Source organism: Panacagrimonas perspica (genome assembly GCF_004364935.1).
GTDB classification, from domain to species: Bacteria; Pseudomonadota; Gammaproteobacteria; order Nevskiales; family Nevskiaceae; genus Panacagrimonas; species Panacagrimonas perspica.
Genome location: NZ_SOBT01000008.1, coordinates 2350688 through 2375559 on the forward strand (window position 1 = coordinate 2350688; position 24872 = coordinate 2375559).

Annotated in this window: 20 protein-coding genes; 10 read left to right on the forward strand and 10 right to left on the reverse strand. The window is 67.8% G+C overall.

The features are described 5' to 3' along the window. Window positions 1-49: 49 nt before the first annotated feature. Both DFR24_RS10620 and DFR24_RS10625 read right to left on the reverse strand, forming a co-directional pair. Entirely contained in the window at window positions 50-466 is a 417-nt protein-coding gene (locus DFR24_RS10620; protein ID WP_133881233.1) for a hypothetical protein, read from the reverse strand. Window positions 467-765: 299 nt separating this feature from the next. Next, window positions 766-2178 carry an aminotransferase-like domain-containing protein gene (locus tag DFR24_RS10625; protein ID WP_133881234.1) on the reverse strand — a complete coding sequence of 471 codons (1413 nt, stop codon included), beginning with the start codon at window positions 2176-2178 and terminating at the stop codon, window positions 766-768. A gap of 259 nt (window positions 2179-2437) precedes the next feature. On the opposite strand from DFR24_RS10625, the gene DFR24_RS10630 reads away from it, so the two are divergent. From DFR24_RS10630 to DFR24_RS10660, 7 genes are all read left to right on the forward strand, one after another. Beyond that, a complete protein-coding gene (locus DFR24_RS10630) occupies window positions 2438-2920 on the forward strand; it encodes an MSMEG_0572/Sll0783 family nitrogen starvation response protein (RefSeq protein WP_133881235.1) in 483 nt (160 codons plus the stop codon). 11 nt (window positions 2921-2931) lie between these two features. Beyond that, on the forward strand, window positions 2932-3882 hold the full coding sequence (locus DFR24_RS10635) for a Nit6803 family nitrilase (RefSeq protein WP_133881236.1): 951 nt from the start codon (window positions 2932-2934) through the stop codon (window positions 3880-3882). Between the two features lie 24 nt (window positions 3883-3906). Beyond that, complete coding sequence (locus tag DFR24_RS10640) at window positions 3907-4980, forward strand: MSMEG_0568 family radical SAM protein (protein WP_133881558.1); 1074 nt, start codon at window positions 3907-3909, stop codon at window positions 4978-4980. Further along, on the forward strand, window positions 4977-5609 hold the full coding sequence (locus DFR24_RS10645) for an MSMEG_0567/Sll0786 family nitrogen starvation N-acetyltransferase (RefSeq protein ID WP_246051583.1): 633 nt from the start codon (window positions 4977-4979) through the stop codon (window positions 5607-5609). The genes DFR24_RS10640 and DFR24_RS10645 overlap by 4 nt, the downstream gene beginning before the upstream one ends. A 7-nt stretch (window positions 5610-5616) precedes the next feature. Then, window positions 5617-6618 carry a sll0787 family AIR synthase-like protein gene (locus tag DFR24_RS10650; protein WP_133881238.1) on the forward strand — a complete coding sequence of 334 codons (1002 nt, stop codon included), beginning with the start codon at window positions 5617-5619 and terminating at the stop codon, window positions 6616-6618. Next, window positions 6611-6895, forward strand: a complete 285-nt coding sequence (locus DFR24_RS10655; RefSeq protein ID WP_133881239.1) for an MSMEG_0570 family nitrogen starvation response protein — start codon at window positions 6611-6613, stop codon at window positions 6893-6895. The genes DFR24_RS10650 and DFR24_RS10655 overlap by 8 nt, the downstream gene beginning before the upstream one ends. A gap of 62 nt (window positions 6896-6957) precedes the next feature. After that, complete coding sequence (locus tag DFR24_RS10660) at window positions 6958-8214, forward strand: MSMEG_0569 family flavin-dependent oxidoreductase (protein ID WP_133881240.1); 1257 nt, start codon at window positions 6958-6960, stop codon at window positions 8212-8214. Window positions 8215-8233: 19 nt separating this feature from the next. Here DFR24_RS10660 and DFR24_RS10665 read toward each other — a convergent pair whose 3' ends face one another. From DFR24_RS10665 to DFR24_RS10685, 5 genes are all read right to left on the reverse strand, one after another. Continuing rightward, window positions 8234-10150 carry an FTR1 family protein gene (locus tag DFR24_RS10665; protein ID WP_133881241.1) on the reverse strand — a complete coding sequence of 639 codons (1917 nt, stop codon included), beginning with the start codon at window positions 10148-10150 and terminating at the stop codon, window positions 8234-8236. 221 nt (window positions 10151-10371) lie between these two features. Beyond that, window positions 10372-13140 (reverse strand): LuxR C-terminal-related transcriptional regulator, encoded by a 2769-nt coding sequence (locus DFR24_RS10670; protein WP_133881242.1) that lies wholly within the window; start codon window positions 13138-13140, stop codon window positions 10372-10374. 200 nt (window positions 13141-13340) lie between these two features. Further along, window positions 13341-14360, reverse strand: a complete 1020-nt coding sequence (locus DFR24_RS10675) for an NADP-dependent oxidoreductase (protein ID WP_133881243.1) — start codon at window positions 14358-14360, stop codon at window positions 13341-13343. Between the two features lie 314 nt (window positions 14361-14674). Further along, window positions 14675-15649, reverse strand: a complete 975-nt coding sequence (locus DFR24_RS10680) for a DUF3187 family protein (protein ID WP_133881244.1) — start codon at window positions 15647-15649, stop codon at window positions 14675-14677. 143 nt (window positions 15650-15792) lie between these two features. After that, window positions 15793-16668 (reverse strand): DUF6279 family lipoprotein, encoded by an 876-nt coding sequence (locus DFR24_RS10685; protein ID WP_162851152.1) that lies wholly within the window; start codon window positions 16666-16668, stop codon window positions 15793-15795. A 102-nt stretch (window positions 16669-16770) separates the two neighbouring features. Here DFR24_RS10685 and DFR24_RS10690 point away from each other — a divergent pair, with 102 nt between their 5' ends. Next, window positions 16771-17952: a lipid-transfer protein gene (locus DFR24_RS10690; protein WP_133881246.1), complete on the forward strand. Its 1182-nt coding sequence runs from the start codon at window positions 16771-16773 to the stop codon at window positions 17950-17952. Between the two features lie 133 nt (window positions 17953-18085). Beyond that, window positions 18086-19672: a pyridoxal-phosphate dependent enzyme gene (locus DFR24_RS10695; RefSeq protein WP_133881247.1), complete on the forward strand. Its 1587-nt coding sequence runs from the start codon at window positions 18086-18088 to the stop codon at window positions 19670-19672. 87 nt (window positions 19673-19759) lie between these two features. On the opposite strand, the gene DFR24_RS10700 is transcribed toward DFR24_RS10695, so the two are convergent. Beyond that, a complete protein-coding gene (locus tag DFR24_RS10700; protein WP_133881248.1) occupies window positions 19760-21406 on the reverse strand; it encodes a flavin-containing monooxygenase in 1647 nt (548 codons plus the stop codon). 444 nt (window positions 21407-21850) lie between these two features. Here DFR24_RS10700 and DFR24_RS10705 point away from each other — a divergent pair, with 444 nt between their 5' ends. Next, the gene (locus tag DFR24_RS10705; RefSeq protein WP_133881249.1) at window positions 21851-22771 is read left to right on the forward strand and encodes an alpha/beta hydrolase; all 921 of its coding nucleotides are present in this window, start codon (window positions 21851-21853) and stop codon (window positions 22769-22771) included. Between the two features lie 56 nt (window positions 22772-22827). On the opposite strand, the gene DFR24_RS10710 is transcribed toward DFR24_RS10705, so the two are convergent. Beyond that, window positions 22828-23598 carry a glucose 1-dehydrogenase gene (locus tag DFR24_RS10710; RefSeq protein ID WP_133881250.1) on the reverse strand — a complete coding sequence of 257 codons (771 nt, stop codon included), beginning with the start codon at window positions 23596-23598 and terminating at the stop codon, window positions 22828-22830. A gap of 94 nt (window positions 23599-23692) precedes the next feature. Next, on the reverse strand, window positions 23693-24730 hold the full coding sequence (locus DFR24_RS10715; RefSeq protein WP_133881251.1) for an NADP-dependent oxidoreductase: 1038 nt from the start codon (window positions 24728-24730) through the stop codon (window positions 23693-23695). Between the last annotated feature and the right edge of the window lie 142 nt (window positions 24731-24872).

The following is a 24872-nucleotide window of genomic DNA, read 5'->3' on the forward strand; positions in this document are numbered from 1 at the left end:
GGCGAGGTGAAAACCGGGGCCTGACTGCCTCCCCGATTCCGCCGCCTTCTCAGTTCTTCCCGACGGTATGAACAAGGTTCGTCACCGGCTGGACAGGAGCGACAAAGCCGTCGAGGCTCGGGCCGTTCGGGTCGCTGCATTCCACGCTGTTCTTCGTGCAGGTCCGGATCGAGGGCGCCTGGGAGACCGTGCCGACGAAGCCATCGAGGCTCGGGCCGTTCGGGTCCGCGCACTCCGCGGTGGTCTTCGTGCAGGTGCGGATCGACGGCGCCTGGGAGACGGTGCCGGCGAAGCCGTCGAGGCTCGGGCCGTTCGGATCGGTGCATTCACTGCCGGTCCGGCACGTCTTGATGCCCAGCGACGCGTACGCGTGAAGGCCGACCGTTGCGAACGACGGGGCCGACACGAACGACAGGGCGACGGCAGAGATGGCGGCGGCGGACTTGAGGGTCTTGACGAGGTTCATCGGGAATCTCCTGAGCGGGTAGTTGGCCGAAGAGATCGTCCCTTCGATGGACGCTACTTTGCTCGCCGCCTTTCCCGACATCCTCCCCGCAGAACAACAAGATTCAAACCTCATTCACACCTGCCGCATGCGCGCGGACCATCACCGTCCCTCTCCGCAGGCAGCTGCATCGCATGGGGAGAGGGACGGGGTCCGGAGGAAGCCGCTCGCCGCAAGAGAGCGCTCGCGCGTCCAAACAGCCCGCCTCTCACCGCGGCCCTCTTGCGTGAACAGCCCACGGGGAGAAGGCGAAAGGCCCCTCACATCACGCGCGCACTGAGCGCCGGAAACTGCTCCAGCGCGTCCTCGATCACCTCGAGCGTGTGCCGGCATTCCTCGCGCGTGGCCTGCCCTCCGAGGCACACCCGTACCGCCTCGGGCGCCGGCGCCGTGACGGTGAACGCATCCGACACCACGACGCCCACGCCCTGATGGCGCAGGTGCGTCATGAACTCCACGCGATTCCACGGTGACGGGATGTGCAGCCACAGATGGAAGGCCTCGGGCTTGGCGACGTAGTCCGCGCGCTTGAGCACCTGCCGTGCGATGTCCTGGCGGGCGCGTGACTCGTTCCGGATCGCGAGCGTCGCCGCCTGCACGGTGCCGTCGTTGATCCACTGCGTCGACAACGCGACGGTGAACGGCGAGGCCATCACCGTCATCGTGCGCAGCGCCGACGACAGCCGCGCGGTGTAGCGGGAATTCGGCAGCGCGAGATAGGCCGTGCGCAACCCGGCGCCGACGTGCTTCGCAAACCCGGTGACATAGAACGTGAGCTCCGGCGCCAGCGCGGCCAGCGAGATCGGCGAGTCGCTGGGAAGAAAACCGTAGGCGTCGTCCTCGATGATCGGCACCGCATGCCGGCGTGCGATCTCGACGATCGCCTCGCGCCGTTCCCGCGACATCACGGCCGTCGTCGGATTGAGGTACGTCGGGTTGCAGTACAGGGCCTTGGGCGGATCGAGCACGCACACCGCAGCGAAGGCCTCGGGATCGATGCCCTCGTCGTCGGTGGGCAGGCCATGCAGGCGGATACCGAGCTGCGAGGCCAGGCCCTTCAAACCGGGATAGGTGATGGCCTCGCAGCAGATCGTCTCGCCGGGACGCGCCAGCACGGCGAGCAGGGCCAGCAGTCCCGACTGGATGCCGGGGCAGACCAGCACACGTTGCGGTGACAGGCCCGGGATGCGTTCCGACAGCCACGCCGCGCCCGCCTCGCGATCCTCGGGTGCACCACCGAACTCGTGGTAGCGCAGCAGCGCATTCGGATCGCTGACGTCCAGGCTCGCGAAGCCGCGCCGGAATCGTTCGAGCAGGGCCTCGTCAGTGGGCTCGGGCGGCATGTTCATCGTCATGTCGACCAGGCCCACGACCGCCTGCGAACGGACCTTGGGCGCCAGCGGCGCGATCGACACCTGCGCCGTGCGCACGAAGCTGCCCTGCCCCACGCGCGAGTCGATCAGCCCTCGCTGCTGCGCCTCGGCGTAGCCGCGCGCCACGGTCGTGAAGTTGAGGTCGAGCTCGCGCGCCAGCGTGCGCAACGGCGGCAGGCGTTGCTCGGGCAGCAGGCGCTGCGCGTCGATGTCGTCGGCGATGGCATCGGCGAGCGCGATGTAGGCCGGACGGCTGCTCGCACGCAACGCGGCGAGCCAGCGATTGGAGATCGTCGCCATCTCAGCGCGGCCCGATCCGGTGCAGTGCGCGCTCCGCTAGCGCGCATCTGCACCGCGCTGGACCAGCTCGCAAGGGATGCAGAGGCATGAACGGACAGGGCTTTGGTCGAGTCATGCCATCGCCTAGCAAAAACAAATCCAATCAATTCCAAACGCTGTGCCAGTGATCGCACATTGATCGCGTGGCTCGCTCGAAATCCTGGCGTGCAGGTTGCGGCTATGACAAGGCCATCCACCCGCTTCCACCCGGAGTTCCGACATGCCCGCAGTGACCACGCCCAAGACCAAGAAAGGCGACTTCTTCGTCGACTACGAAGAAAAAGTGTTCCCCGATGTAAAGGCCAAGCCGGGCGAGAAGGCGCTCGTCACGTTCCACACCGTCGCATTCGAAGGCTCGATCGGCCTCGTCAACATCCTGCAGGCCAAGCGGCTGCAGAAGAAGGGCTTCGAGACCTCGATCCTGCTGTACGGACCCGGCGTGACGCTGGGCATCCAGCGCGGCTTCCCGACCATCGGCGACGAGGCCTTCCCCGGTTCGCAGAACTTCGCCGGACAGCTCACGACGTTCATGGACGGCGGCGGCAAGGTCTACTGCTGCCGCTTCGCGCTGCAGATGCTGTACGGCCACGGCGAGCATTCGCTGCTGCCGGGCATCATCCCGATCAATCCGCTCGATGTGCTCGATTGCATCCTCGTCCACAAGGACGCGGGCGCTTTCATGATCCACACCTGGACGGTGTAGGGCCTCGTCCGATGAAGACCCAAGGCATCGTCAAGGCAGCGGCGGTCCAGCTTTCGCCGGTCCTCGGCAATGCCGACGGCACCGTGGCCAAGGTGATCGACACGATCGCGCACGCCGCCTCGCAGGGCGTACAGCTCATCGTGTTCCCCGAGACCGCGGTGCCGTACTACCCGTACTTCTCGTTCATCACGCCGGCCGTGTCGATGGGCGCCGAGCACCTGCGGCTGTACGAGCGTTCGCCGCAGGTGCCCGGCCCCGTGACCGACGCCGTCGGCAAGGCCGCACGCGAGCACGGTGTCGTCGTCGTGCTCGGCGTCAACGAGCGCGATCACGGCACGCTGTACAACACGCAGCTCGTGTTCGACACCAGCGGCGAGATCGTGCTGAAGCGCCGCAAGATCACGCCGACGTATCACGAGCGCATGGTCTGGGGCATGGGCGACGGCTCCGGCCTCAAGCCCGTGGACACCGCGGTCGGCCGCATCGGCGCGCTGGCCTGCTGGGAGCACTACAACCCGCTCGCGCGCTACGCACTGATGGCTCAGCACGAGCAGATCCACTGCAGCCAGTTCCCGGGCTCGCTGGTCGGCCAGGTCTTCGCCGACCAGATGGAAGTCACGATGCGCCACCACGCGCTCGAATCCGGCTGCTTCGTCGTCAACGCCACGGCCTGGCTGTCCGAAGAACAGGTACAGAGCGTGACCACAGATCCTTCGATGCAGAAGGCGCTGCGCGGCGGTTGCTACACCTCGATCATCTCGCCGGAAGGCAAGCACCTGGCCGAACCGCGGCGCGACGGCGAAGGCATGGTGATGGCGGAACTCGACTTCGCACTGATCACCAAGCGCAAGCGAATGATGGATTCGGTCGGTCACTACGCGCGCCCCGAACTGCTGTCGCTGGTGCTCGACGATCGCGCCACCGCGCCGATGGCTTCTTCCCCGACTCCCACCGGAATCTGACGCATGACGCCCAACCAGCAACTCATGACGGACCTGCAGTCGCGCGGCCTGCGACTGGTCGACGACAGCGCCGGCGCACCGAGCCGTCGCGGCGGTGCCGGGCCTTCCGATCACAAGGCCGTCGTCGTCGACGGGCGGACCATCATGGTGCCGGTGCACACCGGCAGCGCGGCGGCCTCGCCGTTCCAGCTCGGAGCGCCCGGGCCGGATGGCCGCGCAACCCTGCGCCGCAACGACACGGCGGTGGCGCAGATCACGTTTCCGAAGACACCACGCTTCTACAAGCTGCAGACCTTCGACGGCGTGCCGTACTGGCAGATCGCGCAGCTTCACGGCAGCGACGTGCTCGCCACCACGGTGCTGCAGACCTGCATCCGCTACGGCCGACGCAGCACGTCGTGCCAGTTCTGCGCAATCGGCGAGTCGCTGGCGCACGGCCGCACCGTCAATCGCAAGACGCCGCAGCAGCTCGCCGAGGTCGCCCGCGCCGCGGTGCTGCTCGACGGCATCCGGCACATGGTGATGACCACCGGCACGCCGAACTTCACCGATCGCGGCGCGCAGATCCTGTGCGAGTCCACGTTTGCCGTGAAAGCGGCCAACCCGGATCTGCCGATCCAGGCGCAGTGCGAGCCGCCGGACGATCCGGCCTGGTTCACGCGCCTGAAGGCCGCGGGCGTGGACAGCCTGGGCATGCATCTCGAAGCGGTCACGCCCGAAGTGCGCCAGCGCATCATGCCGGGCAAGGCCGAAGTCGATCTCGACGCCTACATGAAGGCCTTCGCCGACTCGGTCGCGGTATTCGGCCGCGGCCAGGTCAGCACCTACATCCTCGCGGGGCTGGGCGACACGCGCGAAGCCATCCTGTCGATGTGCGAGCAGCTCATCGGCCTGGGCGTCTATCCCTTCGTCGTGCCGTTCGTGCCGATCTCCGGGACGCCGCTGGAGAACCACGCGGCGCCGGACCCGCAGTTCATGCGCGAACTTCTGCAACCGCTCGGGAAAATGCTCGTCGCCGGTGGCCTGCGATCGGCGGACATCAAGGCCGGATGCGGGCGCTGCGGCGCGTGCTCTTCGTTGTCGGCGTACGAGAAGTGAACCTCGTCAACGTAGCCCGGACGAAGTCCGGGGATTTCTCCTGCTTCCAGAGCGCTGCCCCGGACTTCGTCCGGGCTACGTATGCGGATTTCACGGTGGCGCCGTATCGCTTTGCGCCCGGCGAGTTCCGCATCAAGCACGTCAGCGAATCCTGGGAACGCCGCGCCTGCGCCGAGCTGCGCCGCGCCGTGTTCTGCGACGAGCAGCAGATCTTCGAACACGACGACGCCGATGCGCTCGACGCATGCGCGCTGCCGATCGCGGCCATCGCCTGCCTGATCGGCCAGCCCGACGATGTCGTCGGCACGGTGCGCATCTGCGAGACCGAACCCGGCACCTGGTGGGGCTCGCGCCTCGCGGTGCGGCCGGACTATCGCCGCTCCGCCTGGCTGGGCGGTGAGCTGATCCATCACGCGGTCTGCACCGCGCATGCACGCGGCGCGAAACATTTCTACGCGCAAGTGCAGGTGCAGAACGTGAAGCTGTTCGAGCGCCTGCACTGGACGACGCTCGACGCCGTGATCGTGCAGGGTCGCCCGCACGTGCTGATGCAGGCCGATCTCGCGCACTACCCGGCGCGGGCGCAGGACGACGTCGGCTTCTTCAGCGGCCTGCGGGCCGCAGCCTGAGGTGCGCATGTCGCTTCCCCAGCTCCTGGCGAACGCGCTGCGCGCGAGTCGCGGCATCGCGCACAAGACCGACATCGCGGCGGCCGTCGCGGCGCTGGGCGTGTCCGATCCGCGCACGCTCATTCCGGTCGGGGACGACTGCGCGGCCATTCCGGATGGCGACGGTCACCTGCTGTTCGCCATCGAAGGCTTCATCAACGAATTCGTCGAGAAGGATCCGTGGTTCGCCGGCTGGTGCGGCGTGATGGTCAACGTCTCCGACATCTACGCGATGGGCGGGCGTCCGATCGCCGTCGTCGACGCCATCTGGAGCGCTGGCGAGTCGCGCATGCGCGCCGTGCTCGCAGGTCTGGCCGACGCATCCAGAGCCTATGGCGTACCCGTCGTCGGCGGACACAGCAATGCCCACAGCGATCGCGGACAACTGTCGGTCGCCATTCTCGGTCGCGCGCAGCGTCGCCTGCTGACCAGCTTCGACGCGAAACCGGGCGACGTGCTGGTGGCCGCCATCGATCTGCGCGGCAGCTATCGCGAGCCCTATCCGCACTGGAACGCCAGCACCGGCGCGCCACCGGCGCGACTGCGTGCGGACCTCGAGATCCTGCCTCGCCTGGCCGAGGACGGCCTGTGCCACGCGGCCAAGGACATCAGCCAGGCCGGCGTGATCGGCACGACGCTGATGATGCTCGAATGCTCCGGCGTGGGCGCCACGATCCGCGTGGACGCCGTGCCGGCACCGCCCGGCGTGAGCCCCCACAAATGGTTGATCTCGACGTTCCCGAGTTTCGGCTTCGTGCTCGCCGTGCCGCCGCAGAATCTCGCGCAGGTCACACAGCGCTTCCTGGCGCGCGACATCGCCTGCGCCGCCATCGGTCACTGCGACGACACGCGCCGCCTGCGCCTGCGCGATCACGCCGACGAATGCCTGGCCTGGGACCTTCACGAGCGGACGCTGATCGGCTGCGGTCCCGCGGCCTCGAATGCCCTGCAGGAGCCCCTCCATGCCTGAAGTCCATTTCCGCGTGCGCTGGCCGGACGACTCGGTGATGCACGCCTATTCGCCGAGCAGCACGATCAAGGATGCGCTGCGCCTGGGCCATCCGTATCCGGTCGCCGAGTTCGTGGCGCAGTCGCGCGCGGCCCTGGAGCACGCGAGCGATCGCGTCGCCCAGCGCTACGGCTTTGGCTGCGGCCACGCGGCGGCGCAGATCCGCGAAATCGAACGCGTCGCGCAAGGTTTCAACGGCGCCTCGCAGACCGTGATCGTCGAAGCCTTCGAAGACTAAAAGCCCCTCTCCTTTCCTCGCGCGTGCGGCCAAGCCGGCGCGCCTCCATCGGAACTCCGAGCATGAAACCCTCCCACGTCGAAGTCGCCGTCATCGGCGGCGGCCAGGCCGGCCTGTCGATCAGCTGGTATCTGAAGAAGGCCGGCATCGAGCACGTCGTGTTCGAGCGTCACCGCGTGGTCAACGAATGGCGCAGCGCGCGCTGGGATTCGTTCTGCCTGGTGACGCCGAACTGGCAGTGCCGTCTTCCCGGATTTCCCTACGACGGCGTCGAGCCCGACGGCTTCATGCTGCGCGACGACATCGTCTCCTACCTCGACCGCTACGTCGCTTCGTTCGAGCCGCCGTTGATGGAGCACACGCACGTCAAGCGCCTGCGCAAGCTGCCGGGCGGGCACTTCGAGATCGACACCAGCGCCGGCACCTGGCACGCCAACCAGGTCGTCATCGCCACCGGCGGCTACCAGATCCCTACCGTGCCGCGCAGCGCCGAGCGCCTGCCCGACTCGATCCTGCAGCTGCACTCCTCGAATTATCGCAATCCGGCTTCGCTGCCCGCGGGCGAGGTGCTGGTCGTCGGCACCGGCCAGTCCGGCTGCCAGATCGCCGAGGACCTGCATCGCGAAGGCCGCAAGGTGCACCTCGCCGTCGGCACCGCGCCGCGCGCGCCGCGGCGCTACCGCGGCCGCGAAGTCACCGACTGGCTCACCGAGAGCGGCTACTACGCGATCCCGATCGACAAGCATCCGCAGGGCGAGGCAGTGCGCGACAAGACCAATCACTATCTGTCGGGTCGCGACGGCGGCAAGGAGATCGACCTGCGCCAGTTCGCGCTCGAAGGCATGCGTCTGTACGGCCGCATGAAGGACATCGCGGGTTCGACGATGCAGTTCGAACCCGATCTGCGCAGGAACCTCGACAGCGCCGACGCCAGCTATCTGAACATCCGCGCCGCGGTGGACCGCTACATCGCCGAGGCCGGCATCGACGCGCCACTCGAGCCGGCCTACACACCGGTATGGCAACCGGACGTCGATCCGACCGAGCTGGACGTCACCGCGTCGAACATCACCAGCGTGATCTGGAGCATCGGCTTCGGCGTGGACTATCGGTGGGCCGAACTGCCGCTGTTCGACGGTCGCGGCCATCCGGTGCACAAGCGCGGCATCAGCGTGATGCCCGGCGTGTACTTCCTCGGACTGCCCTGGCAGAACACTTGGGGCTCGGGACGCTTCGCCGACGTGGGGCTCGATGCGCAGTTCCTGATCGACCGGATCGCGGCGCGCGTGGCGCAACCCGCGACGACCCTCGCCGCCTGAGGCGGCGCGTACGGCGCCGCTACGAGACGGTCTTGGCCGACGCGCGGTTGTAGAGCAGGCCCGCGACGACCACGAACAGCGTGAGGATCTGCGCGCCGACGACCTGCATCGAGGGCGAGATGCCGAGCAGGTCGATACGCGGCACGAAGGCGAGCGGGTCCACGCCGACCCAGCCTGCTTCCTGCAGCGCGGCCACACCCTTGCCCGTCAGCACGAAGGCGAGCAAGGCGATGAACAGCGAGCTGACCGAGAAGAAGGTGCCGATCGGCAGGCGCCGGCTGAAGCCGAGCATCGCCCAGGTGATCAGCGCGAGCGCCACGACCGCGCTGGCGAAGCCCGCGACGATCGCCACCAGCGTGTCCGGGTTCCACATGGCGGCGTAGAACAGGATCGTCTCGAACACCTCGCGATAGACCGAGATGAAGCACAGCGTGAACAGGATCCAGGCGGAGCGCGTCGACAGCGCGTGCGACAGCTTTTCCGTCAAGTACTGCTGCCAGCGGCCGGCCAGGCTCTTCTGGTGCATCCACAAGCCCACGCCGATCAGCATGACGACCGCGAACAGGCTCGCGAGTCCCTCGGTCACCTCGCGTTGCGCGCCGGCAATGTCGATCGCGTACGTCGCCAGGGCCCAGGTCGCGAAGCCCGCGATCAGCGCGCCGATCCATCCTGCGTGCACGTAGCGCATCGTCTCCAGGCGTCCCGCCTTGCGCAGGAACGCGATGATCGCGACCACGATCAGCAGCGCTTCGAGGCCCTCGCGCAGCAGGATCGTGAACGCGCCGACGAACGCCGCCGCGGCGCTGGCGCGGCCGTGCGAAAGCGCGAGTTCCGTCCGATCGAACAGCGACTCGATATGCGCGGCCTGCGTCGACACCGCCTCCACGTCGGCGCCGCGCTGGAGGCGCGAACGCAGTTCGAGCATGCCCTTCTCCACTTCCCCGAGCAGCTCGGGATCGCGGCCGCGCAGCATCGGTTCCACCGGTTCGAAGCCGTCGATGTAGGCCGACAGCGCCTGCTCCGAGGCGCTCTTGCGATCTCCCGCCCGATACGCGGCCACGGTCTGCGCGAGGCGCTCGCGCGACAACGCGAGCAGGGTGCCGCTGCCGGCGATGGCCGCCTGCGGCGCGCCGCGCAGATAGGCCGTCACCGAATGCGCGGTGTCCTCGTCCGTTTCCGCGGCCAGCGCGGCCGGTGTGATGCGCACGAGCTGTTCGAGGTTCAGGACCCGGCCGCGCAGCGGCTCGTCCGCTTCCCAGCGCTTGCGGCCGGCGTCGGCGAGGTCCGCGGGAAACGCGAAGCGGCCGACATGGAACGCCAGCGCCCAGCGATCCTCCACGGGCAGCTGCGCGAAGCTCTGCATCGGCGTGCCGTCGAGACCCTGGTCGATGACCTGGTAGAGCGCGAACAGGCTGCGCTGGCTCGCGCGCTTCGCGTCGGTGAAATCGATCGGCGGCGGCTGCATGGCCGCGGCGGCGGGACCGTCGCCGGCGCCGTGCGCGCCGTGACAGGCCGCGCAATGCTCGGCGTACAGCTTTTCGCCGCGCGCGAGGTCGGGTGCTGATGCGGGGGCCCTCGCGATCGGATAGCTCTGCACGAGACGATCCGCGAGTGCATGCGCCTGGCGCCCGACTTCGTCCGCAGGCGCCCTGGCGGTCACGAGCTGGCGCAGCGCGCGTGCGGCGTCGACGAGTTCCGGTTGCGCGCGCGCAGCCGGCAGCGCCGCGAGCTTCGTCTCGATGGTCTCCGAGAACTCCTGCATCTCCGCGTATTCCGAGGCGCTGACGACCTCACCGTCCGCGACCGCGCCGCCGTAATCGACGGCGAGGTAGTCGAGGAGTCGCCAAGTCACTGCCGCGGCATCGCTCGCGAACGCAGAGCCGGTGAACAGCGAGAGGCCGAACAGGCAGATCAGCAGCCGCAGCAAAGAGAACATGGACGGGTGCGAAGCGTGAGGCGCGAGAAACGCGGGCAGTCGGGCTGGCGTCGCGCGAAGAAGGATCGGCTTTGAGCAAGGAAGGCCATCGCCGACGTGTACGCGGTGACGGCCGGCCGGGCGGAAATTTTACACCGCGGCCACGGCGTCCGGCCGCCGACGCCGTTGAACGACGGCGCCGGTCGCGCTCCCTGCCGCGCGTCGTGTGCGGCCGCGTCGCGCTATTCGATCAACCCGAACCGTCTCGCCAGCGCGATCGCCTGCACGCGATTCTTGATGCGCAGCTTCTCGAAGATGTTGCGCAGATGCCATTTCACGGTATTGGTGGACACCGACAGCCGCTCCGCGAGATCGCGGTTGGACAGGCCGGCCGACACGAAGCGCAGCAGGTTGCGCTCGCGCTCGGTGAGGCTCTCGATCAATCGATCGGCCGTGCCGGCGCCGCCCGCGTCCCCGGTCTTGGCGTCGGCTTCGCCGCCTTCGCCCGCTGCCACCAGCAGCTTCTCGAGATAGGCAAGCACCGCGTCCGGCTGCACGCCCCGCGGTGCGCGCACCTGCTTCATCAACGCGAGCGCCGGTGCGCCCTCGTCGAGAAAACTGCGAACGAATCCGCCGGCGGCGCCGATCTCCAGCGCTTCGAGCAGCGCACGCCCCGCGAGGTTGGCCTTGTCGGCCGAACGGAACGCCATCGCGTTGAGCAGCCGCAGCTTCATCTCGCGGCGACGACGGCGCGCAGCGACCGCGCGGCGGATCTCGCCTCCGAGCAGCACGCGCGCCTCGGCCTGGCGATCGCAGCGGATCAGCCAGCGTGCGTACGTGACAGTGCAGGCCTCCGCTTCGCCGGCATGGAACATCAGGCCCTCGCGCGGCTCGTCGCGGAATGCGGCAGGCAGTTCGCGCAACCAGCGTTCGGCCTGATCGAGCTGCCCGTCCAGCGTGGCCTGGCGCGCGAGTTCCGCATGCGCGTAGATCACGAGGCGCTCGAGCGAGTGGCGATAACCCAGATACAGCGTGCGCTCCAGCGCCTCCTCCGCCTCGCCGCGCCGGCCGGCCAAGTGCGCGATGCGTGCGCGCGTGATGTTCATCGTGGCCACCGCGTCGACGATGGCCTGCTGCTCGACGAGCTGGCCGTAGTCGCCGATCAGCGTCTCGGCCTCGACGAGACGGTTCTGCTCGTACAGGTGACTCGCCAGATACGCGGCGGCAACCGATCCGGCCGAGACGCTGCCGAAGGCGCGTTCCTCGGTGCGCTTGAGCGCCGTCGTGAGGCCCCGCACCGCGTCGTCGATGCGACCCTGGACCGACAGGCTCATGCTGTAGATCGCGTCCTGGTACGCCTGCCCAAACAAATTGTGGTCGCGGTCGTGCAGCGGGCGCGCCTGCATCGCGAGGCTGCGCGCCTCTTCGCATTCGCCGCGGCCGATGCACAGCATCGCGCGCGAGTTGAACGTCACCGCGTACGGAAATCCGCTGCGATCGTCGAGCTGCTGCGCCGTCTCCGCGCCGACGGCGCCGAGTTCCTCGATGCGATCCTGGGCCGCCAGCACGAACAGGCGCGAGAAATTGTGCAGCCCGATCTGTGCGCGGCCGGCGCCGGATTTCTCCAGCCGTTCGCGATGTAGCTGCAGCAGGCGGTCCGCCTTGTCGAAGGCCCGGCGGAATCCGTACGCGATGATCGCCGCGTGGACCAGGTTGTCGTGCCCGAGCAGCGCCGTCGCCGGCAGCTTCTCGGCGTAGGTCTCGATCAGTCCCAGTCGTTCCTGCGCGACCAGCGCATCGACGATGCCGGCGAGCAGGTTGGCGGCGCGATCCGTCTCGCCGGCTTCGAGCCAGTGCTGGATGGCCTCCTCGCGCAAGCCGTTGTCGGCATACCACTCGGCGATGCGACGATGCCGGCGACGCAGATCCTCCGCGGGAAACAGCGCCGCAGCGCGCACGAGCAGGAACTGCCGGAACAGGTTGTGGAAGCGCAGCCAGTTGCCTTCGAGGTCGACCTGCGCGAGGAACAATCCGGCGCGCTCGATCTCGGCGAGGCGCTCGGCGCCGCGGGGCTCGCCGGTGATGTGCTCGACCAGCGCCGGCGACAGCTTCTCTGGAATCGCGAGTTCGAGCAGCAAGGTGCCGAGCGCGGGCGCAAGGTTGTCGAACATCTCCGCGGCGAGGAAATCGATCAGCTCGCGCGTCACCCCCTTGCCGGCGTAGGCCTCGGCACGGAAACGCGCGCCGCGACGCAGGCACAGTCGGAAGGCCTGCAGCGCGGCCGGCCAGCCGTCGGTGCGCTCATGGATCTCGGCCACTTCCTCGGGCCGCAGGCTCGAGAACTCGCGGAAGAATTCGATGGTCTCGGACGGCCGGAAACACAGTTCCTCGTTGGCGACCACGACGGTGCCGTCGCGGATCTGCAGCCGCGCGAGACGCGCCGTGGGCAGCACGCGCGTACCCACGCAGAGCTGCACCGACATCGGCAACCCGCGAACGACCTGCGCGAACACCGCTTCGAAATGCGCGGACGCAGCGGTCTCGAAGTTGTCGACGACGAGCACGACCGGTTCGCGCACGCGCACCAGCGAGCGCAACAGGTCCTGCAAGGTCGCGGGACGTTCCTGCGAAGGCGTCGCGCCGCGCTTGCGCGCGCCGGTGTCGAGACCTTCGACGGCGTCGCACAGCAGCCGCAGGAAATGCGCCGCATCGCCCGACTGCGCATCCATGCGCACCCAGCCGATGCGCTCGCCGAGCGCCGCGCGGCGTTCGCAGTGCTGGCGCAGCAGCGAGGTCTTGCCGTAACCCGCCGGTCCCTGCACGACGATCAGCCGCGGGCGCGGATCGGCGCCGAGGCGATCGAGCAGGCGGTGGCGGACGATGGAGCTGCGCGCGTTGGGCGACGACGCGGTCGACGTGACGCTGGACGCGACCGCGGGGAGCGGCGCAGCGGCATCGGGCGCCGGCGCCTTCTTCGCAGAACCTTTCGTCTTGGCGCTCTTTCGAATCATCGCAGGGCTGGTCTCCCTCTCCCCATGCGCTTCGTGCACGGACAGAGGGCCGAGGTGAGGGGCAGGCTTTTGGGTTGCGCGGCTCTTCGAGGAATCGCTGCTCGTCACGAGCCCCTCACCCCGATTCTGGTTCTGGAGTGACCCAATGTCACTCCAGAACCAGAATCCCCTCTCCCCGCTTTCGCGAGGAGAGGGGATGGTTACGCTGGCTCCTTCCCGATCTGCACCATCACCTTCCCGGTGTTGGCGCCCGAGTACAGCATCTTCAGCGCGTCGACCGAGTTCTCGATACCCGGCACCACGTGCAGGCGCGCGTTGAGCTTGCCTTCGAGCATCCAGCCCGCGAGTTGCTGCTGGTACTTCGCGTAGTGCTGCAGGTAATCCAGGATCACGAAGCCCTCGACGCGCAGCCGCTTCATGATCAGGTTGCGGAAGTTGTACGGGCCCGGCACGCGCTCGCCAGGCTGGGCGTTGTACGTGGAGATCAGGCCGCAGATCACGACGCTGCCGAAGTTCTTCATCACCGCCATGCCGGCGTCGAGCATCTCGCCGCCGACGTTCTCGAAGTGCACGTCCACGCCCTCGGGCGCGAGCGCCTTGAGCCGCTCGAGGACGTTCTCCTTCTTGTAGTCGATGGCGTGGTCGTAGCCGAACTCGCTCGTCAGCCAGCCGCATTTCTCGGCGCCGCCGGCGATGCCGATGGTCTTGCAGCCGTTGATCTTCGCGATCTGTCCCACCAGCATGCCGACCGCACCCGAGGCCGCGGTGACCACCACCGTGGCGCCCTTCTTCGGGCGGCCGACTTCCATCAGTCCCACCAGCGCGGTGGGACCGGCGATGGCGAGCACGCCGAACGCCATGTCGAGTTTCAGGCCCGGGATCTTCGGCATCACCGAGAAGCCGGCGCCGTCGCTGACCGAGTACTCGGCCCAGGGCGCCAGGCCCGCGGCCAGTGCGCCGACCGGGAACGCGGCGTTCTTCGACTTCACGACTTCGCCGAGCATGAAGCCCACCATCGGCTGGCCCGGCCGCACCGGCTCCATGTAGAGATCCGTGTCGGTGTCGTTGAGCCACAGGCGGTTGGTGGCGTCCATCGACAGGTACATCGAGCGCAGCAGGAACTGGCCGTCGGCGATCTCGGGGACCGGCTCCTCGCGCAGCACCAGCGTGTCGGCCTCGATGTCCTTCTTCGGCGGCTTGTTGAAGTACCAGCAGCGCATGACGGCTCCTCCTGTTGTTTTAGTGGCCAGGCGAGTGTCGACCCGGCTTTCGGGCGCGGCCCCACCCGAATGGGCGGGACCGTAGCCCGGGGGCTCGGCACGCCGGCAGCACCAGGCCGGTAGGGTGCGCCGTGCGCACGCGGATGTCGCCGGAACTCCCGCGTGCGCACGGCGCACCCTACGACGTCGCGTTCAGAAACGCCTGGCTGCGATGAACGTGGGGATGAGCCGCGGCGAACGGGCCTGTCGAGAGACCCTTCGTTCTCGCGGTCCGGGGTGCAGCCCGGGCTACGCCGGGGACCGGCGTCGCCTTTTCAGAACGCCGGTAGCACCAGCGCGAAGCGAAGGCTGAAATCCGGCGACGAGGCCACGATCGGATCTTCCTGGAACGACAGCTCCGCGCAGGGCGCCTTCCCTTCGGCGCACCAGCGGCCGCCGATGCTCAACTGCAGCCCCGCGTTCTCCAGCGCGTTGACGTCGCTGTCGTCGTACAGCGGCCCGTGCGCGTAGAGCTGCACCAGCGCCTGCAGCGAGGGCAGCAGGCGCAGGTCGAAACCCAGCGCGCCGAACGGGATGACGGTGTTCTGCTGATGCTCGAGCACGTCGGACTTGTCGTTGACCGACAGGCCCGCCGACGCGAAGCCGCCGAGCCTCGATCCAGCCTCGAACGGCAGCGGCACATCGGCCCACAGCGCGGCGCCGAGATTTCCGCCGGCGAGTTCGTCCTCGTCGCCGGTCGGCAGCTTGATCATGCCGCGCAGCATCGTGGCGCCGAACAGGCGCATGCCCGCCCCGACCTGCACGTCGCCCAGGTTCGTTCCGCCGGACTCGGCGTCGAGCAGCGCCTGGCCGTCGCGCACGTATCGATACCGGTAGCGGTCTTGTGCCGACTCCTCGCGCCCGCCCTGCGGCAGGCCGAAGACGTCGTGCCAGCCTTCGATCGGGCCATCGAGAAAGCCCCCGCCGGTGTGCAGCAGCGGCACCTCGATATTCCAGTCGGCACGCTCGCCCAGCGATTGCTCGAAGCGCAGGCCGAACCGCGCCGTCTCGCCGTCGAGCCGGATGGACTCGCCGCCTTCGTCCTTGTCGACGAACTCGCTGGTGAGGTCGATCGAGGCCGTCCAGCGGCCCTGGCTCACGGGCGCCGTCTGGCCGACGACGGGCAGCGCGAAGTTGCGCGCCAGCGTCGACTGGTTGGTGGTTCCCAGCCCCTGGGCGCCCGCGATCGCCGGACACAGCGACGCCAGGGCCAGGCAGGACAGCGCAACGCGGCTCGAAGAAGAGGTCATGTGCTCGGCAGCGGAGAGGGCGGCAAGGAGCCGCGATTCTGCCCCGTTTCGAGGCACGCGGGCTCAGCGTCGTAGCCCGGGCGAAGCCCGGGTTGCGCTCCGTAAGCGAGGGGAACCCCGGGCTTCGCCCGGGCTACGGGTCTCTATCCCTTCTTCTGCAGAGCCTCGAAATCCGTCGCCAGCTCCAGCAGCTGGGTCCGCAGATGAGCCCGCTGGCGCTCGACGAGCGTCGTCGAAAATGAAGCCAGGAACGCGAACCAGGTCTGCGCGTTGTCCTGGTTCACGAGGTCCTGATCCTGCCCCTGTCCCTCGGGAAGCAGCAGCGTCTTCAGCTCGCCGCAGAACGCCGGACTGCTGCGCTGGTCCAGCGTCACCGCCAGGCGGTCCCGCCAGCGGCGGCGCTCGGCGATCCACTCCGCGTAGCGCTTCGGCCGGCGCTCGGCCCAGGCCTCGACCATCGCTTCCTGCCCGGGCTCGAGATCGCCGACCCAGCGCACCAGCGACTTGCGCAGCCGCTTGCGGGCATCCTTGCGCACCGTGTCGATCGGCGGCCCGAGATATTTGTCGACGTCGTCCTGGATGTCGTCGTCGATCCGCTGGAGCATCGAGTCGCGTTGCGCGTCGTCGAACGTGGCGAGCAGCTCGCAGGCCGGCGGTGCCGCACGCTCGACGACGCGGCGCGTGTGCAGCCCGGCGCGCGAAGCCCACTGCCGGACTGCCTCGGCATTCATCGGCTCCTGCGTCTGCTGCGCCAATTCCCGCAGGTCGCTGCCATAGCCGGCCAGCTCGGTGGCGCGATGCCAGTCCCACAACTGCCTGAACTCGGTATCGAAGCGGCTTTCCTGCGCGGACTTCAGGTCCACGTACTGGCCCAGCTTCCACGATGCCAGCCAGTCCAGCCGCTTGTAGGCGATTTGCGGCGCGGCGCAGGCGCCCAGCACACCGACGAGCGATGCCAGCACCAGCCCGCGGCCGAACGCGCGTGCAGCGTGCATGAAACCCCGTGAATCCAGGTTCATTGGGGCGCGCCCTTACCGGAAGGAGGGACCGCTCGACGGATAGGGGGCTTTAAAATGCACATTCACGCTCTTCAGAGCAGCTTCCCAAGGAACAGGTTCCCCATGGCTTCCAAAACCTTCGTCGCCGGCGTCGGCATGATCCCCTTCGTCAAGCCGGGCAAGAGCGAGAGCTACGACGTCATGGGCGCCAAGGCGATCGCGCTGGCATTGGCCGACGCCGGTGTCGGCTACGAGAAGGTGCAGCAGGTCTACGCGGGCTACGTGTACGGCGACAGCACCTGCGGCCAGCTTGCGGTGTATCACGTCGGCATGACCGGCGTCCCGGTCGTCAACGTCAACAACAACTGCTCCAGCGGATCCAGCGCGCTGTTCCTCGCGCGTCAGGCCGTCGAGAGCGGCGCCGTGGAATGCGCGCTGGCCGTGGGCTTCGAGCAGATGCAGCCGGGTGCGCTGACCAGTCACTTCAACGATCGTCCCGAGCCGCTGGGTCCGTTCATCGCGGCGGCGCAAGCGATGAAACCGGCGCCCGGCGCGCCGATGGCGCCGCACATGTTCGGCGCCGCGGGTGCGGAATACCTGGAGAAGTACAACGTCGGCCCTGAAGTGTTCGCACGGGTCTCGGTGAAGGCGCGCAAGCACGCGCAGCACAACGACAAGGCGATCTTCCGCGACCTCGTCACCGAAGAGCAGGTGCTCGCCTCGCCGGTGATCTTCGGGCCGATGACGCGACTGATGTGCTGCCCGCCGACCTGCGGCGCGGCGGCGGCGATCATCGTCAGCGAAGCCTTTGCGAAGAAGCACGGCCTCCAGCGCGACGTCGCGATCCTGGCGCAGTCGATGACCACCGACTTCACGTCGACCTTCAGCGAAGGCTCGATGATCAAGGCCATCGGCTACGACATGACCGGTGCCGCGGCCAAGGCCGTGTACGAGAAAGCCGGCGTGGGTCCGCAGGACGTCGATGTCTGCGAACTGCACGACTGCTTCACCGCCAACGAAGTGCTGACCTACGAGGGCCTGGGCCTGACGCCGGAAGGCACGGCGGACAAGTTCATCTCCGACGGCGACAACACCTACGGCGGGCGCGTCGTCACCAATCCCTCGGGCGGCCTGCTCAGCAAGGGCCATCCGCTGGGCGCGACGGGTCTGGCGCAGTGCACCGAACTGGTCGATCAGCTTCGCGGCCGTTGCGGCGTGCGCCAGGTCGAGAATCCGAAGATCGCGCTGCAGCACAACCTGGGCCTGGGCGGCGCCTGCGTCGTCACCTTGTACGGCCTGCAGTAAGCGTCAGCCGGCTCCGTCGAGCCCGGCGCCGATGAGCGCCGGGACGGCGGCCCTGTCACGGGCCGCGCCTGCCTCACGTAGCCGCGTCGATCGAATGTAGGGGATGATCACGGCTTGATTGAAAGGCGCCTCGATGAAGATCCTGCTGTTCGCTGTCGTCCTGTTCGCTCTGGTCCTCGCGGGCGCCGCCTGGGTTGCGCGTCGCAAGCGCGGTGCGGAAACACTGCGGAGGAACGCGGCGCCCTCGATGGCCGCGCCGCATGCGCAGGCCGTCGAAACGCCCCGGACACCCACGCTCGACGCGCCCGCCGTCGCGCGTCGGGAATCGACATCGGTCGAGGCACCCGCCGGCCCCATCGCACCGACGCTGACAGCAACCCGCGGCCCCGACAACGGGCCTACTGAAACCGCGGATGGGCAGGAAGGTGGCGCGGACTTCTATGCGGAGGTCGTCGGCCTGCTGGAATCCGAACTGGGCCGCAATCCACAGCGCGACGATCTGCGCATCAAGCTGCTCGAGGTCTACGCCGCCACCGAGCGCAAGCTCGAGTTCGTGAAGCTCGCCACGCTGCATCTGCGCGCGATGCGCGACGGGCGCAAGGATCCGAACTGGCAGCCGGTGCTCGAGATGGGCCGCCGCCTCGTCCCGAATCACGCGCTGTTCTCGGATACACCGGCGGCTGCCAGCACGGCGCCGACGATCGCGGCGCCCGAACCGCAGAAGCTGCGCCGCTACTACGAGTCCGTGGATGCCGACGCGCTCGCCAGCCTGCAAGCCGAACTGCACAAGGCCTATCAGGGCATGCGCCAGGACATCAAGTTCTGGAAGCAGCTGCGCGAGCGCTGCAACGAGTTCACCGGTCCGCCGCCAGCGCTCACGCACGCGCGCAAGCTCAGCGGATTCCTCGGCGGCGCGCAGATTCTCGTGCGCGACGAATCCAAGCGCTCGGCGAGCGACGCCGCGGTGGTCAGCGCCGTCGGACAGGTCCTGCTCTCGCAGTCGCTGGGCCGCTGGCGCGTCGTCGCCTCGCCTGCCGAGGAAGGTCATGCCGTGGCGGTCGCGCGTGCGGCGAAGCAACTGGGGCTGGAAGCCACGATCGTCGTCACCCGCTCCGAGGAAGCGACGCGTACCGAAGAGCTGATCCGGGTGAAGCAGGCCGACGCGAAGCTCGTCGTCGTCCCCGACGGCAGCGGTGGCGCCAACGAAGGGCAGCGCGCCGCGCTGGCGCTCTCGCTCGAGCACGGGCCCGGCACGCTGTTCGTCAGTCCATTGTCGGCCGGTCCGTTCCCCTACCCGGCGATCGTGCGCGAGTTGCACGGCCTCTCCGGCCTTCAGCTCAAGTCGCAGGTCCACGGCCTGATCGAGCGTCTTCCCGATGGCGTCATCGTCAGCGCCTCGGACGGCATGCCCGCCGTCGGCTTCCTGCAGGCCTTCCTCGGTTCGAACAACGTGAAGCTGTACTGCGTCGAGGCGCCTTCGGGCGGCAGCCGCAGCCATCGGCTCGGCCGCGAGCACGTCTGGCTGCGAGCCAGCGGCCGCGTGCGCTATTCGTCGGTTCCCGACGACGTCGCGAAGTTCGCGGCCCGCCACTGCATGCCGGACATCGCGGAGGAGTTGCAGTGGGGAAGTGGCGAGGTGCTGGCCGAGACGTTCGCGCTGGCCCGTCAGTTCACGCAGAAGCAGGTGCTGGTGGTCGTGCTGCCGGCGCAGCAGCGCTGATCGCGTAGCCCGGACGAAGTCCGGGGGTTCCTGTCGATCGAACGAGAAAATCCCCGGACTTCGTCCGGGCTACGGGATCACGCGGGACTACGCGGAAAGAGAGAAGCCACGGTATCCGTCTTCGACGACCTGCCGCACGTACTCGAAGTACGTGAGCCCGCCACCGGCATACGGCATGAAGCCCACCGGCTTGCCGGCGACGTTGCCGCCCGTGTACCAGGACTTCACCTTCGTGTAGATCGTCTGCTTGGAGATCCACACGACGTACTTGGTCCAGGCGTTCTCTTCGCGCTCCTGGGCCTCGATGCTGGCGTAGCCGTTCTTGCGCAGGTGCTCGATGGTGTCGAACACGAAGTCCACGTTCTGCTCGATGCTGCTGACCATGTTGTAGAGCACCGAGGGGCTGCCCGGCCCGGTGATCATGAACATGTTCGGGAAGCCGGAGACGGTGACGCCGAGATAGTTCTTCGTGCCTTCCTGCCACTTGTCGCGCAGCGACTGGCCCTTGCGTCCCTTGATGTCGAAGGCCAGCAGCGCGCCGGTCATCGCATCGAAGCCGGTGGCGAAGACCACGGCATCGAGTTCGTACTCGGTGCCGTCCTCCATGCGGATGCCCTTGGCCGTGAAGCTCTCGATGCCCGACTCGCGCAGGTCCACCAGCGTGACGTTGTCGCGGTTGAAGGTCTCGAAGTAGTTGGTGTCCACGCACAGGCGCTTGGCGCCCATCGGGTACTGCGGCATCAGCTTGTCGGCGGTCTTCGGATCCTTGATGCGTTCGCGGATCTTGTTCTTCACCCAGTTGCTGACGATCTCGTTGGATTCCAGGTCCGTCACCAGGTCCGGATAGGACGCGAGCATCAGGTAGCCGCCGCGCTTCCACGCGAAGTCGAGCTGCTTCTCCAGCGCTTCGGCATCCGCCTGCTTGGCGCCGATGGTCGGGCCTTCGTACGCGATGCCCACCTCGGACTGGCGCACGAGACGACGGATCTCGTCGTAGTTCTCCTGCGCGCTGCGCATTTCCTCGTCCGACATCGCGCGGTTCCACGCCGGGATCGCGAACTGCGGCGTGCGCTGGAACACGAACATCTTTTCCGCTTCCTTGGCGATCAGCGGCGAGGCCTGGATGGAACTCGAGCCGGTGCCGATGACGCCGACGCGCTTGCCGGTGAAGCTCACCTTCTCGTGCGGCCAGCGGCTGGTGAAGTAGCGCTCGCCCTTGAACTGCTCGAGTCCCTTGAACTTGGGCTCCAGCGGCTTGGACAGGCAGCCCGTCGCCATGACGAAGAACTGCGTCGACACTTCCTCGCCCGAGGACGTGCGGATCTTCCAGCGGCCGGCGGACTCGTCGAACACCGCGGATTCCACCGACGTGCCGAAGCTGTAGTGCTTGCGCAGGTCGAAGCGGTCCGCCACGTGCTCGATGTAGCGGAGGATGTCCGGCTGCTCGGCGTAGCGCTGCGGCCACTTCCACTCGCGCTGCAGATCGCTGTCGAAGGAGTACGAGTAGGTCAGGCTCTCGATGTCGCAGCGCGCGCCGGGATAGCGGTTCCAGTACCAGGTGCCGCCGACGCCCGGTGCCTTGTCGAACGCACGCACCTTGTAGCCGGCCTTCGTGAGTCGATGCACCTGGTAGAGACCGGCGAAACCGGCTCCGACGACGACGACGTCGCAGGCGGATGCATTGTTGCTGGGGCTGGCGCCGCGCGATGTCGCGGCAGCGTTTTTCTGGGTCATGGCGATGGCTCCTGCGGGGTCCGCCGGCGCAGGGCCGCGGACGGGTTCCGGTATACCGAAAGTATTGTCGATCCGGTTTGTTCATAGACAGGCCGGAACGGCGGTAGTGGCCCTCGCGAGGGCTCGCCCTTATACGCGGCGGTCGATTTGCCACGGCAGCGCGTTGCAGCACTCGCCTTCGTCGACGTACCGCGACACCCGACGGGTTCGGGCGCACCCCAATGGTATTGACGCAGGGGCAGGGTCGGATGCGTCAATACGGGTCCCGGCGAAGCGTGCGCTCAAGATGAGGCTCGCTTCGGCAGGGACGAATTCAGGGATCACCGTCCTGCGCTGCCGATGGCGGCACAAGGCGTGACGGTCCGTCACCGATTTCAAATCGCGTCTTACAGACTCGTCCGCACGCACGGACGACGACCAGAAGAATCACCAGGAGATTTCCGCATGGCGCTCGATCCCACCGCCCAGTTCATCCTCACCGCGCTCGAAAAACAGGGCGTGAAGTCCTTCGAGCAGATCGGGGTAGAGCAGGCACGCGCCGTCATCGACACGTTCCCGACGCTGCAGAACGTGCCCGAGGACGTGGAGCGCGTCGAAGATCTCGAACTCAACGGCGTGCCGCTGCGCGTGTACGTGCCGGCCAAGGCCAACGGTTCGGCAATTCTCTACGTGCACGGCGGCGGCTGGATCGGCGGGCACCTCGGCGTCTGCGACGAACCCGCGCGCGCGATGGCCAACGAGACGCGCGCCATCGTCGTGGCGACGAGCTATCACCTGGCGCCGGAAGCGCGCTTCCCGACGCAGCCCAACGACGTGTTCGCCGCCTTCGAGTGGCTGCGCGCGAATGCCAAGCGACTGGGCATCGATCCGACGCGCGTCGCCATCGTCGGTGACAGCGCCGGTGGCAATCTCGCCGCCGTGACCGCGATCCGCGCCCGCGATGCCGGCCTGCCGCTGGCCGCCCAAGTGCTGCTCTATCCGGTGATCGATCGCCGCTGCAACGGCGAATCGAAGACGAAGTACGCCGAGGGGTATCTGGTCACGCGTCCGGCCGTGGACTGGTTCTGGGATCACTACCTGTCTAAGCCGTCGGACATCGAAAGCCCGCTCGCCTCGCCGCTCAACGCGACGTCGCTCGCGGGCCTGGCACCGGCGCTGGTGCTGACGGTGGAGTTCGATGCCTCGCGCGACGAGGCCGTCGAGTACTACGAGGCGCTGAAGAAGGCCGGCAACGACGCCGAGCATGTCCGCCTGAACGGACTGATCCACGGCGTGTTCTGGATGTCGGGCGCGATGCCGAGAAGCTGCGAGGTGATGGGCGCGATCAGCGCGTTCCTGGGTTCGCGATTGGCGCGCGCGGCTTAGCGGGCGGTCGAGGCTGACGCCCTTCCTACAGGAGGGGCGTGCAGCTCGCGGCTGCGCTACGCGGTCAGACCGCCGTCGACGACCAGGTCCGAACCGGTCACGTAGCTCGCCTCGTCCGATGCCAGGAACAGGATCGCGGAGGCGATTTCCGACGGCTCTGCGAAACGGCCCATCGGGATGCGGCCCAGCGTTCGGGCCGCGAACGCATCGGCGTCCTTCTGCTGCATCGACGCCAGTGCACCCGCGACCATCGCCGTGCCCGCGAAGCCGGGGCAGACGTTGTTGATGCGGATCTTGTAGCCGCTGCGCGCGCAGTGGATGGCCGCCGACTTCGTGAAGATGCGCACGCCGCCCTTGGTGGCGTTGTAGGCCGGGATCTCGGGCTCGCCGACGATGCCCTCGATCGACGCGATGTTCACGATCGATCCGGACGTGGCCTTCATGCGCGCGATGGCCGCCTGCGTGCCGAGGAAGACGGCCGTCAGGTTGATGTCCAGCGTGCGCTGCCAGTCCTTCAGCGTCTGCTTCTCGACGTCACCGATGATGCCGATGCCCGCGTTGTTGACCAGCACGTCGAGCCGGCCCCACTTCGCGATGGCGGCGTCGAGCGTGGTGTCCCATTGTTCGGGCTTCGTTGCGTCCTGCACGCGGAAAATCGCGTTGGCGCCGAGGCGCTTGGCCTGCGTCTCGCCCTCGGCTGCGTCGATGTCCGTCAGCAGTACCTTCGCGCCCTCAGCAAGCAACGCTTCGACAGCCGCGAGGCCGAGGCCGCGCGCGCCGCCGGTGACGACGCAGACTTTTCCCTCGACTCGTCCGGCGCGGCTCATCGCGTCACCTTCAGACCGCGTAGCCCGGGTGCAACCCGGGGCTGTGCTCGCAGGTCAGAACAGAAACCCCGGGTTTCACCCGGGCTACGCGAACTCATTCGGCCACCTTCAAGACGACCTTGCCGAAGTTTCCGCCCGTGAGCAGGTCGGCCAGGCCCTGAGGTGCGTTCTCGAGACCGTCGAGCAGGTGCTCGCGGACGCGCATCTTGCCGCTCTCGACCAGCGGCGTGACTTCCTTCAGGAACTGGCCGTAGTACTGCGGATAGGCGTCGAAGATGATGAAGCCTTCGACCTTGAAGCGCTTGAACAGCACGTTCGACAGGAAGCCCGGCAGGCGATCGCGCCCATCGAGGCCGGCGCCGCTGTAATGCGAGATCAGGCCGCAGATGGGAATGCGCGCGAACAGGTTCAGCAGCGGCTCCACCGCGTCGGACACGGCGCCGCCGACCTGCTCCATGTAGATGTCGATGCCCTTGGGGCAGGCGGCCGCGAGCTTGGACGCAAATTCCTTGTCGCGATGATCCACGCAGGCGTCGAAGCCCAGTTCCTGCACCGCGTAGTCGCACTTGCGCTTGCCGCCGGCGATGCCGACGACGCGGCAGCCCTGCGCCTTGGCGAGCTGGCCGATGATCTGGCCGACGGCGCCGGTGGCGGCGCCCACACAGAAGGTCTCACCGGCCTTGGGCTTGCCGATGTTCATCAGCGCGTGCCACGCGGTGAAGCCGGGCATGCCGAGCGAGCCCAGGTACCAGCTCGGCACCTTCGCGCCTTCCGGCAGCTTGACGATGATGTCGCTGCCGTCGGACAGCACGTAGTCCTGCCAGCCCGCGTAGGAGTGCACCAGCTCGCCGACCTTGTACGCCGGGTTGTTGGAAGCCTCGACTCTCGACACGGTGCCGCCCACCATCACCTCGCCCTTCTTCACCGAGGGCATGTAGGCGTCGGCTTCGTTGAGGCGCACGCGCATGTACGGATCCAGCGACAGCCACAAGGTGCGCAGCAGGACCTGGTTCGGACCGGGCTTGGGCACCGGGACGGATTCCATCTTCCAGACGGCGGGCGTCGGCTCGGCGTCGGGCTGGGTGTGCTGCACGAGCACGAAACGGCGATTGGTGGTGGCGCTCTGGGACATGCGGGATTCTCCAATTGAAGGTGCGTCGTCGCTCGCTTCGTGCGGGCGGCGGTTGATGATGATGCGGAAGCTAGGAAATCAGGCGGAGAGGTCGGGACTGACGCCCCTCCTACAAATGCGCGGGCAGTTGCAGGAGGGGCGT